The sequence below is a fragment of the Pseudomonas aylmerensis genome (genome assembly GCF_001702265.1).
Taxonomy (GTDB): Bacteria; Pseudomonadota; Gammaproteobacteria; order Pseudomonadales; family Pseudomonadaceae; genus Aquipseudomonas; species Aquipseudomonas aylmerensis.
In genome coordinates this window covers 107,722-122,291 of record NZ_MAUE01000017.1, presented here as the reverse complement: position 1 = coordinate 122,291, position 14,570 = coordinate 107,722, and the positions used below count along the sequence as shown (strand labels likewise).

Here is a 14,570-nt window from a genome sequence, read left to right as displayed (position 1 = left end):
CCAGACCACTGGCCCCGTGCTTCTGACTCTTTTTTTCCAGCCCGACGCGTCCACGCGCAGGCACCGCCAGGTCAACCCATGTCCAATTCTGCCTTGCCTATCTGGGGCGCACCGCCGTCTGCCCGCTACGAACAATTGGCCGCACCGTTGCGCCCACTCTTCGCCCACATCCTCGCGCAGGCGGCCGAGCACGATCAGACGCGTGCCAGCCTGTCCGGTGTGATCCAGCAACTCACCGCCCTGGGCCTGCCGCGCTGGCGCCTGCCGCCAAGCCATGGCGGTCACGGCGCGACCCTGGTTGAGCTGCTCGCCGTGCTCACCGAACTGTCTGCCGCCGACTCCAACATCACCCAGGCCCTGCGGGGGCATTTTGGTTTTTGCGAAGATGTACTCAGCGCCAAAGACCCCGCCTGGCGCGCCAAGTGGCTCGACCGTCTCGGCGAGGGCGCGCTGCTCTCTCCCGGCAGCACCGAAGTCGGCAACCAGACCCGTGGCGATTTCGAAACCCGTCTGCACCGCGACGCAAGCGGCACCTTGCGCATCAGCGGTCGCAAGTTCTACACCACGGGCGCGCTCTACAGTGACTTGATCAACACGATTGCAACCGGCGAAGACGGCACGACCTACAGCGTGGTTGTCGACCTCAAGGCTGCCGGCGTGCAGGTCGTCGATGACTGGAACGGCTTCGGCCAACGCCTCACCGCCAGCGGCACCTGCATCTTCGACAGCGCGCCGGTGCTGGACAATGAGGCGCGTCCCACGCAACAGCGCTTTGGCCATGGGCAGTCGTTTTTCCAGCTTTATCACCTCAGCACCCTCGCCGGCATCGCCCGCCGCGCGGCCTTGAGTGGCGCCGAAGAACTCAGCCAACGCGCCCGCACTTTCACCACGGGCAATGCCGATGTCGCCGGCCAGGATGTGCAATTGCTGCAAGTGATCGGCGAAGTCGCCAGCCAGGCCTACGCCGCCCAGGCCATCGCCCAACAGGCGGCGCAGCGCCTGGAGCACACCGCGCAGTATGTGATTGCCCACGACCAGCCCGTGCATGACGACGACCCACAGGTGGCACTCGCCGAGCTGGAAGTGTGCCTGGCCGTCAACCCTGTGGTGGATGCCACACTCGCAGCGACCACCGCGCTATTCGACGCCCTGGGCGCCAGCGCCACCGCCAGCAACAAGGCACTGGACCGGCTATGGCGCAACGCGCGCACATTGGCCAACCACAACCCGCGCGTCTACAAATCACGGATCGTGGGAAATTACCTGGTAAACGGAACCCTGCCCCCGGCGCAGTGGCGAGTGGGCGTGGCCAAGGCTGGATGAAATCACCAGCCAGCTCCCACATTTGATCTCCATATGCCCGGGGGCCTGAGCTATACCTTGAGGCCTCTGTGGGAGCGGGCTTGCTCGCGAAGGCGGTGGGTCAGTTAACCAATTCGTCGACTGACACACCGCCTTCGCAGGCAAGCCAGCTCCCACATTTGATCTCCATACACCCGGGATCCCGAGTCATACCAGGATCCCCCTGTGGGAGCGGGCTTGCCCGCGAAGGCGGTGGGTCAGTTAACCAATCCGTCGACTGACACACCGCCTTCGCAGGCAAGCCAGCTCCCACATTTGATCTCCATACACCCGGGATCTCGAGTCATACCAGGATCCCCCTGTGGGAGCGGGCTTGCTCGCGAAGGCGGTGGGTCAGTTAACCAATTCGTCGACTGACCCACCGTTTTCGCAGGCAAGCCAGCTCCCACATTTGAGCTCCATACACCCGGGATCCCGAGTCATACCAGGATCCCCCTGTGGGAGCGGGCTTGCTCGCGAAGGCGGTGGGTCAGTTAACTAATTCGTCGACTGACACACCGCCTTCGCAGGCAAGCCAGCTCCCACATTTGATCTCCATATGCCCGGGGGCCTGAGCTATACCTTGAGGCCTCTGTGGGAGCTCCATATGCCTGGGGGCCTGAGCCATGCCCTGAGGCCTCTGTGGGAGCGGGCTTGCCTGCTCCCACAGTTTGATGAGCACATGGCTTGAGAGGGGTTTATCGGCTCACGAACGCGAGCACCCGTTCCAGCATTCGGTCGCAGGCATTCAGCTGTTCCAGGCTGATGAATTCATCCGGCTTATGCCCCTGCTCCATGCTGCCGGGGCCGCATACCACTGTCGGGATGCCGGCTTGGTCAAACAGCCCGCCTTCAGTCCCGAAGGCCACGGTGCCGTAATCCCGGGAGCCGCAAAACTGCGCGACCCACTCCGCTGCCTGGCTTTGCGGCGAGGTGGCCAACCCTGGGTAGCTGGACAATTCACTGAACTCAATCGCGCAGTGCGCGCTCACTGCCTGCATCGCCGGCAGCAAGGTGTGCTCGGCGTAATCACGCAGTTGCTGCGCCACCTGCCGGGGATCCTGGACCGGCAGCGAGCGCACTTCAAAGTCGAACGTGCAGTTTTGCGGGACGATATTCAGCGCCTTGCCGCCGCCGATCACGCCGGTCTGCACCGTGGAAAACGGCGGATCAAAACGCTCGTCGAGCAACGTCGGCGCCTTGAGCGTTTCACCGAGTCGCACCAGCTCGCTGATCAGTTGCGCGGCATATTCGATGGCATTCACACCCGACGGTGCATACGCCGAATGGCAGGCCACGCCGTGCACTTCGCAGCGCACTGCCAGCTTGCCTTTGTGGCCGAGCACCGGCTTGAGCTCGGTAGGTTCGCCGATCACGCACAGCAACGGCTTGACCGCCTGCCCATGGAACCGCTCGATCAACGCGCGCACACCCAGGCAGCCCACCTCTTCGTCGTACGACAGTGCGATATGCACCGGCATGCGCAACGGCGCCTTCACCAGCGCCGGCACACAGGCCAGTACGCAAGCGATATAGCCCTTCATATCGGCAGTGCCGCGCCCGTACAACCGGCCGTGTTTTTCCGTCAGTTCAAACGGCGCCACCGTCCAGCGCTGCCCGTCCACCGGCACCACGTCGGTATGCCCGGACAACACCACGCCAGGCACCTCGGCCGGACCGATGGTCGCCAGCAGGTTGGCCTTGCTCTTGTGCGCGTTGTAGACCAGCTCGCAAGCCACGCCGTGGTCCTGCAGATAGGTGCGCACAAAGTCGATCAACGCCAGGTTGGATTCGCGGCTGGTGGTATCAAAGCGCACCAGTTGCGCCAGCAGGTCGCGGCTTGTGTTCAACGCTCATCTCCCGGCACGGCATAGCCCGGTGCGATCTGCGGGTTGAGGGCACGGTCGATGTAGGCCTGCAGTTGCGGGCGATAGGCTTGCCAGAGTTGATCGAGCGCGCCGATCGGGTCCTCATCGGCCCAGTCGACGCGCAGGTTGACGATCGGCCACAGCAAGTCGTCGACCACCACCAACGCCGCCGAATGCACTGGCCCCGCTTCGCCGCCTTCGGCCTGGCCGGCCTGCATCGCCGCCAGCAAACGCTCGGCGAGCGGCCCCGTGGCCATCTCGAACGCGCGCACCATCGCCGCAATCACCCCGGCGTCGGCCAACATATTGCCCGCCGCTACGCACTGTTCGCCGCTCAACGCGTGATGAATCCCGAGGGTCTGCGCCCCGCTGAAATGCGCGGTGCGCCCCTGGCTATCAATCACGGTGACCTGACGATAGTGGCTGTGATCCTGTTCCACCAAGGTCGCCAGCGCCTCACTCGGCGCCAGGCCCTGCTCGAGCAAATCCAGCAGTTGCGGCCCCAGGCTCGGCAGCGTGATGTTCTGCGACGCCACCGCGCCAACGCCTGGACGCAGCCAGGGGCAACGGGCGCCCACGGCAATGCTCGAAGAGCTGATCGCAATACCCAGCTGGCCGGTCTCGGCACACCGAGCGACAACGGAAAAAGTCATGGCGTGCTCCTCAATCGAGTACCGAAGGGTCGGTGTCGATCATCAACTGCTTCATTTCTTCAAAATGCCGGACCGAGAAATCCACAATCCCTTCCCAACCGCGCGCGGTTTTCTCCGCCACGTCATCGGAAAGCACACGCAGCGGCTGCCCGGTGGACCAGGCCGTCACGAGGATCTGGCAGGCACGCTCCAGGGTCCAGATATCATCGAAGGCCTCGCCGATGGACGTCGCCGTCACCATCACGCCGTGGTTGCCCATCAGCAGGCGGCGCTTGCCGTCGAGCAGCCCGGCCAGGCGTGCGCCTTCGGCCTCGGTGTCGGCCATGCCGCCGTAGAGCTCATCCACCGCCACGCGGTTGAAATAACGCGCGGTGTTCTGGTCGATCGGCGGGATGTGCGGCGTGGCCAGGCACGCCACGGCCGTGGTGTACACCGGGTGCAAATGCAGCACCGCGCGGGTTTGTGGCAACAGCCGGTGGATCTGCCCGTGGATCGACCAGGCGGTGGCGTCCACGTTCGGGTGATCGGCGCAGGCGCTGTCATCGGCGTTCAGCAGCAACAGGTCACTGGCACGGATACGCGAGAAGTGCTTCCACTTCGGGTTGAGCAAAAACTGTTTGCCATCGGCCGACACGGCAGCGCTGAAATGGTTGGCCACCGCCTCGTGCATGCCCAGGTGGGCGATGATGCGAAAGGTCGCCGCCAGGTCGATGCGCGTCTGTTCTTCGTGGGATAACGCCATGAATCGGTCTCCGCAGGACGCGGCCGCACAGCGGCGGCCGCGTGATTGGGTTACTTGGGCATCAGCGCCGCGAGGTCGGCATCGGTCGGTGCTTCGAAGTTGTACTTCTTCAGCAAGGCCGCGTACTCAGGTGTGGCGCGGTATTTTGCCAGGCCGTCGAGCAAGGCCTGCTTGACCGTGTCATTGCCCTTCTTCACGCCAAAGCCGTTGAGCACCGGGTAGATCAACGTGTCGGACGAAATCACCACGCGGTTACCCAACTTGTCGATCACCCCACGGGCCACGGCGGCGTCGGTGATCTGCGCTTCAACCGCGTGCGCCAGCAGGGCCTGGGTGGTCTGCGGGTCGGTGCTGTATTCGCTGATCTGGATCGGCTTCAAGCCCTTGGCCACGCAGTACTCCGTCGACAACTTGTTCATCTGCGCCAGCCACGAGGTGGCGCCCATGGAGCCGATCTTGTGGCCGCAGAACTCTTCCGGGGTCTTGGGCTGGAAGGCGCTGTCCTTGAGGGTCAGGATTGACTCGCCGCTCTTCAGGTAAGGGATCATGTCGATGACCTTGACCCGCTCCGCCGTGATGTACATCGACGAGTTGGTCACATCGAAACGCCCGGCCTGCAGGCCGGTGATCAAGTTGGGAAAGCGTGTGTCGAGGGTCTCGACCTTGCGGCCCATGACCTTGCCCAGGCCGTCCATGAACTCGATATCGAAGCCCGCCGGCTTGTTGTTGTCCATGTATTCATAGGGAAAGAACGTGACGTCGGAGCCGGCGACAATCGTGCCGTCTTTCTGGAAGGCCGAAGCCGCCAACGAAGTCATCGCAACCGCAGCACCCAACAGGCACACGGCAAGGGGGCGAACACTTTTACGAAACGCTGTCATGGTCATTACCTGCAAGGTCTTGGGGGGTGGTTAGGCAGTGGCGGTATCTTGTCCGGCCTGTTGCACGAAGAACGACGCGCCGCGAGGCTTCTGCGGCAAGCGCATGTGGTTGCTGGTGGAGCGCACCAGGCCACTTTCGGCACCGGCCACGAGCAGGCCGGCATGAACGCTGGGCAACGGGTTTTCGCCGAATGGCAGCGCGTCTTCAGCGGCGTAGACACTGATGAACAGCGTGCGCGGCAGTTCGGTCTCGTTAGGGCTGGACGCATGCAACAGCCGCGTGTGCATAAAGCACACGGAACCGGCCGGGCCGTAGCAGGCGACCGGTTGCTGGCAGTGCTCTTCAACCACCGCGTCGTCCACCGAACCGGTGAAACGCTGGTTCTGCCAGTGCGACCACAGCGGGCCTTTGTGGCTGCCGGGGATCACATTCAACGGGCCGTTCTGCGGGGTCACTTCGCTGACCATCAGCAAGGCCGTGACGATGTCGTCATTGCTGTGCGGCGTGAACAGAAAGTCCTGGTGCCACTTCACCTGGGTCGCGGTGTGCGGCAGTTTCGAGTTGATCTTGCTGTGGTGAAACCGTGCACCACTGGCGCCGACCAGCTGCGCGGAAATCGCTGCCATCCGCGAGTGCAACGCCACGCGCTCGTACACCGGGGAAATCTCGGTAGGCGAACTCACCCGGCGCAGCGAGGGATGATCCGCGCGGTGGTCGCCCTCCAGGTCGAACCGCGCGCGGCCATCCACGGTGGCGCCCCAGCCCTGGTCATGGCTGCGGCTCTCTTCTACCCACTGGTCGAAGTCATGCTGCAGCGCGGCCACTTCGTCCGCCGACAGCACGCCTTCTACCACCAGGAAGCCGTCGCGCTGGAATTGTTCGATGTGTGCTTGCTCGATCATTTTAGTGTTTCCTGAACGTTAAAGAGATCACGCCAGCGAGACGTCCTTGAGGAACGCCTCCACGCGTGGGTTATGGCCGCTGCGCAAGGCATCGGGCGTGTCGTCGCAGACCACGCGCCCCTTCTCCATGAACACGATGCGGTCGGAGACCTTGAAGGCGAAATTCATCTCGTGGGTGACGATCATCATGGTGATGCCCTCCTCGGCCAAGGCCTCGATGACCTGCAGCACTTCGTTGACTTTTTCCGGGTCGAGCGCCGAGGTGGGCTCGTCGAACAGCATGATCTGCGGGCGCATCATCAAGGCGCGGGCGATGGCCACGCGCTGCTGCTGGCCACCGGACAACTGGTGCGGGTACTTCCAGGCGTGATCGAGCATGCCGACCTTGTGCAGCAGCGCGTAGGCCTGCTGCTTGAGTTCGGAGGTCGCGCCCAGGCGGTGGTATTTGGGCGCCATCAGCAGGTTGTCGAGCACGCTCAAATGCGGGAACAGGTTGAAGCTCTGGAACACCATACCGATGTTCAGGCGATGCTCGGCGTGCTCGATGTACTGGGGTTTCTGCGCGCCGACTTTGTTCAAGTGAATGAACGGCTGGCCATTGATCTGGATCTCGCCGTTGTCCAGTTGCTCCAGGCCGTTGAGCAGGCGGATCAGCGTGGTCTTGCCGGAGCCGGACGGCCCGATCACCGACACCACTTCACCCGGCTGGATCTGCAGGTTGACCGAGCCCAGCACCTCGATGTCGTTGTAGGCCTTGTGCAACCGCGTGGCTTGCAGCGCGGCGGCGCCGGTGCTGGCCGGGCGCTGCAAGGCGACGCGTTGTTGCGTGGCCAGGGCCAGCACCGCCGCATCCGGCACGCGGGAGACATTGCGTTGGTTGACGTCGAGAAAACGCTCCAGGCGTTTGAGCAGGAAGTCGAACACCGTGACGATAAACACATAGAAGAATGCCACCGCCGCCATGGTCTCGATCACCAGGAAGTTCTGCGAATACAGGCGCTGGCCGACCATCAGGATTTCGGTCAGCGAGATCACCGACACCAGCGAAGTGAGCTTGACGATGGAGATGTATTCGTTGGCCAGCGACGGCAACGCCACCCGCAGCGCCTGCGGGATGACCACGCGCCATTGCGTGCCGAAAAACCTCAAGCCCAGCGCCCGCGCCGCTTCGCCCTGGCCCTTGGGAATCGAGAGCAAACCGCCGCGATGGATCTCGGCCACATACGCCGTTTCGCAGATCACCAGCGCCAGCAGGCCGGACCAGAACGGATCGGCCAGAATCGCCGAGGTGCCCGGCAGCGCCTGGGGCAGGTTGTAGATGAAGATCAGCAGCACCAGCAGCGGCAAGCTGCGGAACAGCCAGATATAGCCACGCGCGGGAACACTCAGCAACGGGTGCCGGGATTGCTTGGCCAGCGCCAGCAGAAAGCCCAGTGCGATACTCAAGACCCACGTCAGGGTACTCAGCTTGATCACCGTCCACGTCGCGCGCCAGAACTCGGCATCGCCCAGCAAACCAAACATGTAATTCCAGTCGAATGTCATCGTCGCTGTGCCCTGCAAAAAAAAAGAAGTTGATCTGCATCGATGGGATGAGAGTCGTGGCGGGAGGTGGTCAGGGTCAATTCGTAAAAGCCGGGGCACTGGGTAGGCAGAGCCTATGCAGCCCCGCAAGCCCCCAAGATCAGCTGCAGGAGGCGGCTTGCCGGCGATAGCGATCTGTCAGTCAATGACTGGACAGCTGCGCACCGCCCTCCCGGGCAAGCCAGCGCCTGCAGGTGCGCGCTGCCCAGGCACTGGCCAAAACGGTGCACGCCTGAATGCAGGGCGCGGCACACGCTACCTTTTGGTGCAACCTCAGCTCACGCCACTCAGCACCCGCACCGCGTGTGGGTCAAAAAAGCTCGGCGGGGCCATGCCGGGGATGTATTGGTCGGAGACAAACATGCGGCAGCGCTCGGCAAACGCCGACACCACGCGCGACAGCTGGGTGTTGCTGGCCGTGGCATAGCCCAGCCGCATCGGCCGATGTGCACCGGCCAGGCGCAGGCGGATCACGCGCTTGCCGTCCTGGGACATATTGGATTTGGGCCGCGCATTCGCGAAGGAATAGCCGATCCCGTTGCCGACCATGGCGCGCACCGTTTCGAGGTTGGTGGAGCGCATGATGATGTTCGGCGTGGTGCCCGCCTGGATAAACAGGCTGAGGAAATAGTCGCGGCTCCACGGCGTATCCAGCAGCACCACCGGGTACGCCTCAAGGTCCTGCATGCTCACGGCCGGCAAGCTCGCCAGCGGGTGATACTCGCCGACCATCACATACGGCGGCAGCTGCGCCAGGGGTTGGAAATCGATATCCGGGCTGGTCACCAGGTCATAGGTCAGGGCAATGTCCAGCTCGCCGCTGCGCAGTTTCTCCAGCAATTCTTCATGGTTGCCTTCGGCCTGGGTCAGGCGCACGCCGGGAAACGCACGGCCAAAACCAAACACCAGTTCCGGCGTGATCATCGGCGCCAGCGACTCCAGGCAGCCCACCCGCAACGGCCCGCGCACCGTGTTCAGTGACTCCGAGGCGATGGTGTAGAGGTTGGTCATCTGCTCCAGGATCAGCTTGGCCTCCTGCATCACCAGGCGCCCCACCGCCGTCAGCGAAATGCCCTGGGCGTGATGCCTGACAAACAGCTGGATGCCCAACTCGGCCTCCATATGGGTGATCGCCGCCGAGATCGACGGCGACGACACGTGAATGCGTTCAGCTGCAGCACTGATGCTGCCCGCCTCTCCCGACGCGACGAAATACTCCAGTTGACGCTGAGTAATACGACTGAGCATTGCGCCTGCCCCTCAACAATGACTGTACGGGCAGCGTTGCAGGGTTCGTGCCGGGTCCGCCACGAACCGATGAGGGGCACAGGCTTCGGTTTTTCCTAAGCACTACCCCGCGCAAATGCTGGTTTCGCCGGAACCGGGGCGGTGTGAAGCTGGATTCATCCCGCTTCCCATGAGTTGCCGTTATGCCTACCCACACCCGCATCCGCATGTTCAACACCCGGCAGACCTACCCCAACCAGGCCCTGGACAACGACCTGTGCCAGGCGGTCCGCGCCGGCAACACCATTTATGTGCGCGGCCAGATCGGCACCGACTTCGACGGCAACCTGGTCGGCCTCGGCGACCCGCGCGCCCAGGCCGAGCAGGCGATGAAAAACGTCAAGCAACTGCTGGAAGAGGCAGGCTCCGACCTCTCGCACATCGTCAAGACCACCACCTATTTGATCGACCCGCGCTATCGCGAGCCGGTGTACCAGGAGGTCGGCAAGTGGCTCAAAGGCGTGTTCCCGATTTCCACCGGGCTGGTGATTTCCGGGTTGGGCCAGCCGGAATGGTTGATGGAAATCGACGTGATCGCCGTCGTGCCGGATGACTGGACCGTATGAAAGCGGTGATCGCCCGCGAGCCCGGCGGACCGCAGGTGCTGCAATCCGTCGAGCGCCCGATGCCGGATGTGCAAGCCGGTGAAGTGCTGATTCGCGTCACGGCTGCCGGGGTCAATCGGCCCGACCTGATGCAACGCAGCGGCGCGCCAATTCCGGCAGGCGTCACCGATGTGCTGGGCCTCGAGGCGGCAGGCATCGTGGTCGCGGTAGGCAGTGGCGTGGATGAGTTCGCGAGCGGCGATCGCGTGATGGCCTTGCTCAACGGCGGCGGCTACGCCGAGTACTGCGTGGCCCACGCGGCGCACTGCTTGCCGGTGCCTGCGGGGTTGTCGCTGCTCGATGCCGCCGGGGTGCCGGAAGCGGCCTTTGTCGTGTGGCACAACCTGTTTGAACTGGGGCGCTTGCGCAGCGGCGACAGCGTGCTGATCCACGGCGCCGCCAGCGGTGTCGGCAGCTTCGCCGTGCAGTGCGCGCATGCCGCCGGTGCGCGGGTGATCGCCACGGCCGGCGGCCCGCACAAGGTCGCGATGCTGCAAACGCTCGGCGTGTGGCGCGCGGTTGACCGACACCTTGAAGACTTCGTCGAGGCCGTGCACGACTGCACCGACGGCCGTGGGGTCGACGTGGTGCTGGATAACGTCGGCGGGCCCTATGTGGCGCGCAACCTGGCGGCCATGGCCATGGGCGGGCGGCACGTGAGTTTGGCGTTCCTGCAAGGCGCCCATATCGACTTGGATTTGCAGGTGCTGATGCGCAAGAACCTCAGCCTGACGTCCTCCACCCTGCGCCCGAAAAGCCACGCCGAAAAAGCCCGCCTGGCGGCGTGCATCCGCTCACGCTTGTTGCCGTGGCTGGCGGCCGGCGTGGTGCGCCCGCAGATCCATGCGCGCGTGCCGCTGGCTCAAGCCGCCGAGGCGCACCGCCTGCTGGAAGCCAACGCCAATGTCGGCAAAGTCGTGCTGACCGTCGCTGAATAACCTGGAGCCCTTCATGACCCACCGCGTGTTTTTCCTCAATGGGCCCAACGCCAACCTCTACGGGCTGGATAAAAACGGCACCTACGGCCGCGAGAGCTTCGCCAGCATCCAGGCGCGCTGCGAACGCCACGCCGCCGGGCTGGGACTGAGCCTGGACTTTCGCCAGAGCAACCACGAAGGCGTGCTGGTGGACTGGATTCAAGCGGCACGCCTTGACGCCGACGCCGTGGTAATCAACGCCGCCGGGCTCAGCTACAGCTCGGTGCCGATCCTCGACGCGCTGCTGGCCTTCGACGGCCCGATCATCGAAGCGCACATGAGCAACCTCTGGAAGCGCGAGAGCTTCCGGCACCACTCCTACGTCTCCAAAGCCGCCACCGGCGTGGTCGCAGGGCTTGGCGCACTCGGTTACGAACTGGCACTCACCGCCGTGGCGGCATTGCTACAAGAAACCACCACCAGCGCCCACAGCTGAAATTCGGTGATGCCTACACACCTCTTACCTCCCAGGAACCGACCATGTCAGTAGAAACCATCAACACCCTGGTCGTCGGCGCAGGCCAGGCCGGCGTCGCCATGAGCGAACACCTGTCCCTCATGGGCGTCCCCCACATTGTCCTCGAACGCCACCGCGTCGCCGAACGCTGGCGCTCCGAGCGCTGGGATTCTCTCGTCGCCAACGGCCCCGCCTGGCACGACCGGTTTCCTGGCCTCACCTTCGAAGGCCTCTCCCCTGAAGCCTTCCCGCCCAAAGAGCGCATGGCCGACTACTTCGAAGCCTACGTGGATAAGCTGCAGGCCCCCGTGCGCACCGGTGTAGAAGTCCAGCAAGTGGAACGCCACATCGGCCGCCCCGGCTTCAAAGTCACCACCTCGGCCGGCGTGTTTGAAGCCGCCAACGTGGTCGCCGCCACCGGCCCGTTCCAGCGCCCCTCTATCCCCAACATCGTGCCTGCCAGCGCACCGGTTCACCAACTGCACTCCTCCACCTACAAGAACCCCGGCCAACTGCCCGAAGGTGGCGTCCTGGTGGTCGGCGCTGGCGCCTCCGGTTCGCAAATCGCCGAAGAACTGCAAAAGGCCGGCAAAACCGTATACCTCTCGGTCGGCGAACATTACCGCCCGCCGCGCGCCTACCGCAGCCGCGACTATTGCTGGTGGCTGGGTGCGTTGGGCTTGTGGGACGAAGTCAAAATCCAGCCGAAGAAAAAGCACGTGGCCTTTGCCGTCAGTGGCTATGAAGGCGGCAAGACCGTCGACTTCCGCCGCCTCGCGCACCAAGGCATCCGGTTGGTCGGCGTCACCCAGGATTGGCAGGACGGCGTCATGACCTTTCAACCTGGGCTCGCCGAAAACGTCGCCGAAGGCGACCGCGCCTACTTCGATGTACTGCGCGACGCGGATGCCTACATCGAGGCGAACGGGTTGCCGTTCCCCATGGAGCCTGAAGCCTGGGAACTGCTGCCCGACCCTGAGTGCTTGGTGAACCCCATCCTCAGCCTGGATCTGGCGAAGGCCGGCATCACCACCATCCTCTGGGCCACCGGTTTCAGGTTTGATTTCAGCTGGCTGAAGGTCGATGCGTTCGACGAAAAAGGCGAGCCCTTCCACAAACGTGGGATCTCGGCGGAAAGCGGCATCTACTTCCTGGGCCTGCCCAACCTGGTCAACCGTGCGTCATCGTTCATCTACGGCGTGTGGCACGACGCGAAATACGTCGCCGACCACATCGTGCTGCAAAACGACTACAAGTCCTACAAGAAACCCGAGTGAGGCGGCCGACTACTTTCACACACCTCGGCGCGCCCCTGGGACGCGCCGAAAAACCACACCGCCCACAACCACCGCCGCTCCCCCTGTAGGAGCTGCCGAGCCCCAGCGAGGCTGCGAAGAGGCCCGCACCGACAATAAAAATCTCACGCTTCCAGCCCCCCACTTTGCGTAAACTGCGCCCCCTACTCGATCAGGACAACACCACCCAGGAGGGGTAACGCTTGAAACTGCTCAACACCGACACACCCATCACCCGACTCACGCTCAAAGACCAACTGACGGTTGACCCCTACAAGGCCTTGGCACTGCTGGAAACACTCCTGCTGTTTTTTGCCGTGATGGCCCTGGTGCTGTTCGTCGCACACCGTGTCGGTATTACCGACACCTTCAAGAGCGCCCTCCTCTACAGCGGCACCTTCGGCGCATCCATCGGCATGGCGTTCAATATGTACCGCGAAGCCGCCCTGTCGGAGTGGACCTTCGCCGCCCCCGTCAGCCCCATCGCGCTGCAAAACGCCATGCTCAGCTTGAAGTATTCCGAGCGACAGCCAGGTGTGTACGGCCCCAAAAAGCCCATGTTCACGCTGTTGCATCGCTGCGATTCGGAAAGAATCACAGTGACGACCCTGAACGGTAAAACGCACTTCACCGGCCCCGCCAACAAACTCAAAGCACTGTCGGCGATGCCCCTCACTGATACACCCGACACGCAGTGAGGACATGTCCTACAGCAAGCTTCAGCAGCTTGCCCCATTGCCTACAGTTACGTCAGAATCCGCCGGCTTGTGCGCTTGAGTGGGCGTCTCTAAGGTAGTTCGGTCGCTGAAAACTCAGTGATCGGGTTTACTCAGTGATCGGGTTTAGTAGCCCGCGTGACAACATAAAGTGCATGAGCCTCATCAATCAGATGTTCTTGTCTGTGCTTGATGGTGGCTGTACGCAGGGCGCCCTCGGGCGCGCCGGCTTTGTGTGTTTCCCCGGTCTACTAACCTGCGTACAGCCGCAACCCTCTCGTTTAGTAGCGAAAAGGTGTTGGCCCTAATCAGGTACAACACACATGTTCAAAGTCACGCCCAACCCTCCGAACGAGCCGGACCTGAAATTTAACCAGGCTGCGCATCGTGCAATCGATCACTACCTCAATCCAAAAACTGCCCCACCTGTGGCGCCCCTCAGCCTATTCACCGTCGCCGCCAACGCCAGCAACGAAACCCTGATCACCAACAGCTACGAAACCTTCTCCTCGGTAACCGCATTGCTGCTCGACCTGTCAGAGGACTTGACCGGCAAACAGCGGGATGTGGTCCTGGCGATTCACCAGCTGAGTGAGTTGGGGGTGCTGTTGATGGACAGGCTGATGGAGCGGGAGTCGGCTGTAGCAGGCGGGTAAGCGTTCAGCTTTATTACCCCAAAAAAAATCGCCGAGTCGTCGTGATTTCTACATGACGAATCGGCGATTGTGCGACTGAGCGGCTTTGTGGAAGGCATGAACAGACAAGGTCTGTATTGGCCGAGCAGTCAGTCATGCCCGATGGCTTCCGATCCCTCCCCCGGCCCGTGAATGATCAGGGCGCAACACCCGCCATTCTCAGTAACTGAGAGAACTGGTAGATCGCGAGGTGGATGTCATCCCTCGTATCACCATCCCACGCCTCGACCGTTTCCAACTCGGCCCTGAGGGATCCGATGTGCCTCTCGATCTCCGCAATTTCCGCCGGCCCGCATTGCGACGCGATCGCTGCCCATTTTTCATGTGGGATTTGCTGTTGGATGGAAAGGGCTGATCGGGCTTGCGTGAGTAGTGTTGGGAGTCTGCTCATTGAGTGCTGCGGGCCTGAGGCTAAAGGGGGCACCGATTTTAGCCTCGTTGAGGTCGGGGCTCGGCCGATTGCTGCTCTACACGACAGGCAGCAATCGGCCAAAAGGAGTCGGTCTAAGGCGCTTAGGAACTCAGAAGCGATTCAGTCATGCTGCCGCGAGCTATGGGCCCAGAGA

At 62.9% G+C, this 14,570-nt stretch carries 14 protein-coding genes; 7 read left to right on the top strand and 7 right to left on the bottom strand.

Annotated features, from left to right (window positions below; all coding sequences use genetic code 11):
• The first annotated feature begins 78 nt into the window (after positions 1-78).
• Positions 79-1,323, top strand: coding sequence for an acyl-CoA dehydrogenase family protein (locus BBG20_RS13910; RefSeq protein ID WP_065904411.1), 1,245 nt, complete (start codon positions 79-81; stop codon positions 1,321-1,323).
• Positions 1,324-2,039: 716 nt separating this feature from the next.
• Here the strand turns inward: BBG20_RS13910 and argE are convergent.
• The 7 genes from argE to BBG20_RS13875 form a co-directional block, all read right to left on the bottom strand.
• On the bottom strand, positions 2,040-3,191 hold the full coding sequence (gene argE, locus BBG20_RS13905) for an acetylornithine deacetylase (protein WP_065904408.1): 1,152 nt from the start codon (positions 3,189-3,191) through the stop codon (positions 2,040-2,042).
• On the bottom strand, positions 3,188-3,862 hold the full coding sequence (locus BBG20_RS13900; RefSeq protein ID WP_065904406.1) for a DUF1028 domain-containing protein: 675 nt from the start codon (positions 3,860-3,862) through the stop codon (positions 3,188-3,190). The genes argE and BBG20_RS13900 overlap by 4 nt, the downstream gene beginning before the upstream one ends.
• A 10-nt stretch (positions 3,863-3,872) precedes the next feature.
• Complete coding sequence (locus tag BBG20_RS13895; RefSeq protein WP_065904404.1) at positions 3,873-4,604, bottom strand: class II aldolase and adducin N-terminal domain-containing protein; 732 nt, start codon at positions 4,602-4,604, stop codon at positions 3,873-3,875.
• Positions 4,605-4,654: 50 nt separating this feature from the next.
• Positions 4,655-5,485, bottom strand: a complete 831-nt coding sequence (locus tag BBG20_RS13890) for an ABC transporter substrate-binding protein (protein WP_065904498.1) — start codon at positions 5,483-5,485, stop codon at positions 4,655-4,657.
• A 30-nt stretch (positions 5,486-5,515) separates the two neighbouring features.
• Complete coding sequence (locus BBG20_RS13885) at positions 5,516-6,388, bottom strand: phytanoyl-CoA dioxygenase family protein (protein ID WP_065904402.1); 873 nt, start codon at positions 6,386-6,388, stop codon at positions 5,516-5,518.
• 27 nt (positions 6,389-6,415) lie between these two features.
• Entirely contained in the window at positions 6,416-7,933 is a 1,518-nt protein-coding gene (locus BBG20_RS13880; RefSeq protein ID WP_065904401.1) for an amino acid ABC transporter permease/ATP-binding protein, read from the bottom strand.
• A 312-nt stretch (positions 7,934-8,245) separates the two neighbouring features.
• Complete coding sequence (locus BBG20_RS13875; RefSeq protein ID WP_065904400.1) at positions 8,246-9,220, bottom strand: LysR family transcriptional regulator; 975 nt, start codon at positions 9,218-9,220, stop codon at positions 8,246-8,248.
• A gap of 182 nt (positions 9,221-9,402) precedes the next feature.
• Between BBG20_RS13875 and BBG20_RS13870 the strand changes: the two genes are divergently transcribed.
• From BBG20_RS13870 to BBG20_RS13845, 6 genes are all read left to right on the top strand, one after another.
• Positions 9,403-9,825 (top strand): RidA family protein, encoded by a 423-nt coding sequence (locus BBG20_RS13870; RefSeq protein WP_065904398.1) that lies wholly within the window; start codon positions 9,403-9,405, stop codon positions 9,823-9,825.
• Positions 9,822-10,802 carry an NAD(P)H-quinone oxidoreductase gene (locus BBG20_RS13865; RefSeq protein WP_065904395.1) on the top strand — a complete coding sequence of 327 codons (981 nt, stop codon included), beginning with the start codon at positions 9,822-9,824 and terminating at the stop codon, positions 10,800-10,802. The genes BBG20_RS13870 and BBG20_RS13865 overlap by 4 nt, the downstream gene beginning before the upstream one ends.
• Before the next feature lie 13 nt (positions 10,803-10,815).
• Positions 10,816-11,277, top strand: coding sequence for a type II 3-dehydroquinate dehydratase (locus tag BBG20_RS13860; RefSeq protein ID WP_065904393.1), 462 nt, complete (start codon positions 10,816-10,818; stop codon positions 11,275-11,277).
• A 44-nt stretch (positions 11,278-11,321) separates the two neighbouring features.
• Positions 11,322-12,575 carry a flavin-containing monooxygenase gene (locus BBG20_RS13855; protein ID WP_065904392.1) on the top strand — a complete coding sequence of 418 codons (1,254 nt, stop codon included), beginning with the start codon at positions 11,322-11,324 and terminating at the stop codon, positions 12,573-12,575.
• Positions 12,576-12,796: 221 nt separating this feature from the next.
• Entirely contained in the window at positions 12,797-13,291 is a 495-nt protein-coding gene (locus BBG20_RS13850; protein WP_065904390.1) for a hypothetical protein, read from the top strand.
• Positions 13,292-13,632: 341 nt separating this feature from the next.
• Positions 13,633-13,965 (top strand): DUF6124 family protein, encoded by a 333-nt coding sequence (locus BBG20_RS13845; protein ID WP_065904389.1) that lies wholly within the window; start codon positions 13,633-13,635, stop codon positions 13,963-13,965.
• Positions 13,966-14,570: the final 605 nt, after the last annotated feature.

What these genes read in the sequence shown, in the direction of transcription:
- BBG20_RS13910 (WP_065904411.1), top strand. Translation starts at nt 79, where the DNA reads ATGTCCAATTCTGCCTTGCCTATCTGGGGCGCACCGCCGTCTGCCCGC.
- BBG20_RS13860 (WP_065904393.1), top strand. Translation starts at nt 10,816, where the DNA reads ATGACCCACCGCGTGTTTTTCCTCAATGGGCCCAACGCCAACCTCTAC.
- BBG20_RS13845 (WP_065904389.1), top strand. Translation starts at nt 13,633, where the DNA reads ATGTTCAAAGTCACGCCCAACCCTCCGAACGAGCCGGACCTGAAATTT.
- BBG20_RS13890 (WP_065904498.1), bottom strand. Translation starts at nt 5,485, where the DNA reads ATGACAGCGTTTCGTAAAAGTGTTCGCCCCCTTGCCGTGTGCCTGTTG.
- BBG20_RS13875 (WP_065904400.1), bottom strand. Translation starts at nt 9,220, where the DNA reads ATGCTCAGTCGTATTACTCAGCGTCAACTGGAGTATTTCGTCGCGTCG.
- BBG20_RS13900 (WP_065904406.1), bottom strand. Translation starts at nt 3,862, where the DNA reads ATGACTTTTTCCGTTGTCGCTCGGTGTGCCGAGACCGGCCAGCTGGGT.
- BBG20_RS13885 (WP_065904402.1), bottom strand. Translation starts at nt 6,388, where the DNA reads ATGATCGAGCAAGCACACATCGAACAATTCCAGCGCGACGGCTTCCTG.
- BBG20_RS13870 (WP_065904398.1), top strand. Translation starts at nt 9,403, where the DNA reads ATGCCTACCCACACCCGCATCCGCATGTTCAACACCCGGCAGACCTAC.
- BBG20_RS13895 (WP_065904404.1), bottom strand. Translation starts at nt 4,604, where the DNA reads ATGGCGTTATCCCACGAAGAACAGACGCGCATCGACCTGGCGGCGACC.
- BBG20_RS13865 (WP_065904395.1), top strand. Translation starts at nt 9,822, where the DNA reads ATGAAAGCGGTGATCGCCCGCGAGCCCGGCGGACCGCAGGTGCTGCAA.
- BBG20_RS13855 (WP_065904392.1), top strand. Translation starts at nt 11,322, where the DNA reads ATGTCAGTAGAAACCATCAACACCCTGGTCGTCGGCGCAGGCCAGGCC.
- BBG20_RS13880 (WP_065904401.1), bottom strand. Translation starts at nt 7,933, where the DNA reads ATGACATTCGACTGGAATTACATGTTTGGTTTGCTGGGCGATGCCGAG.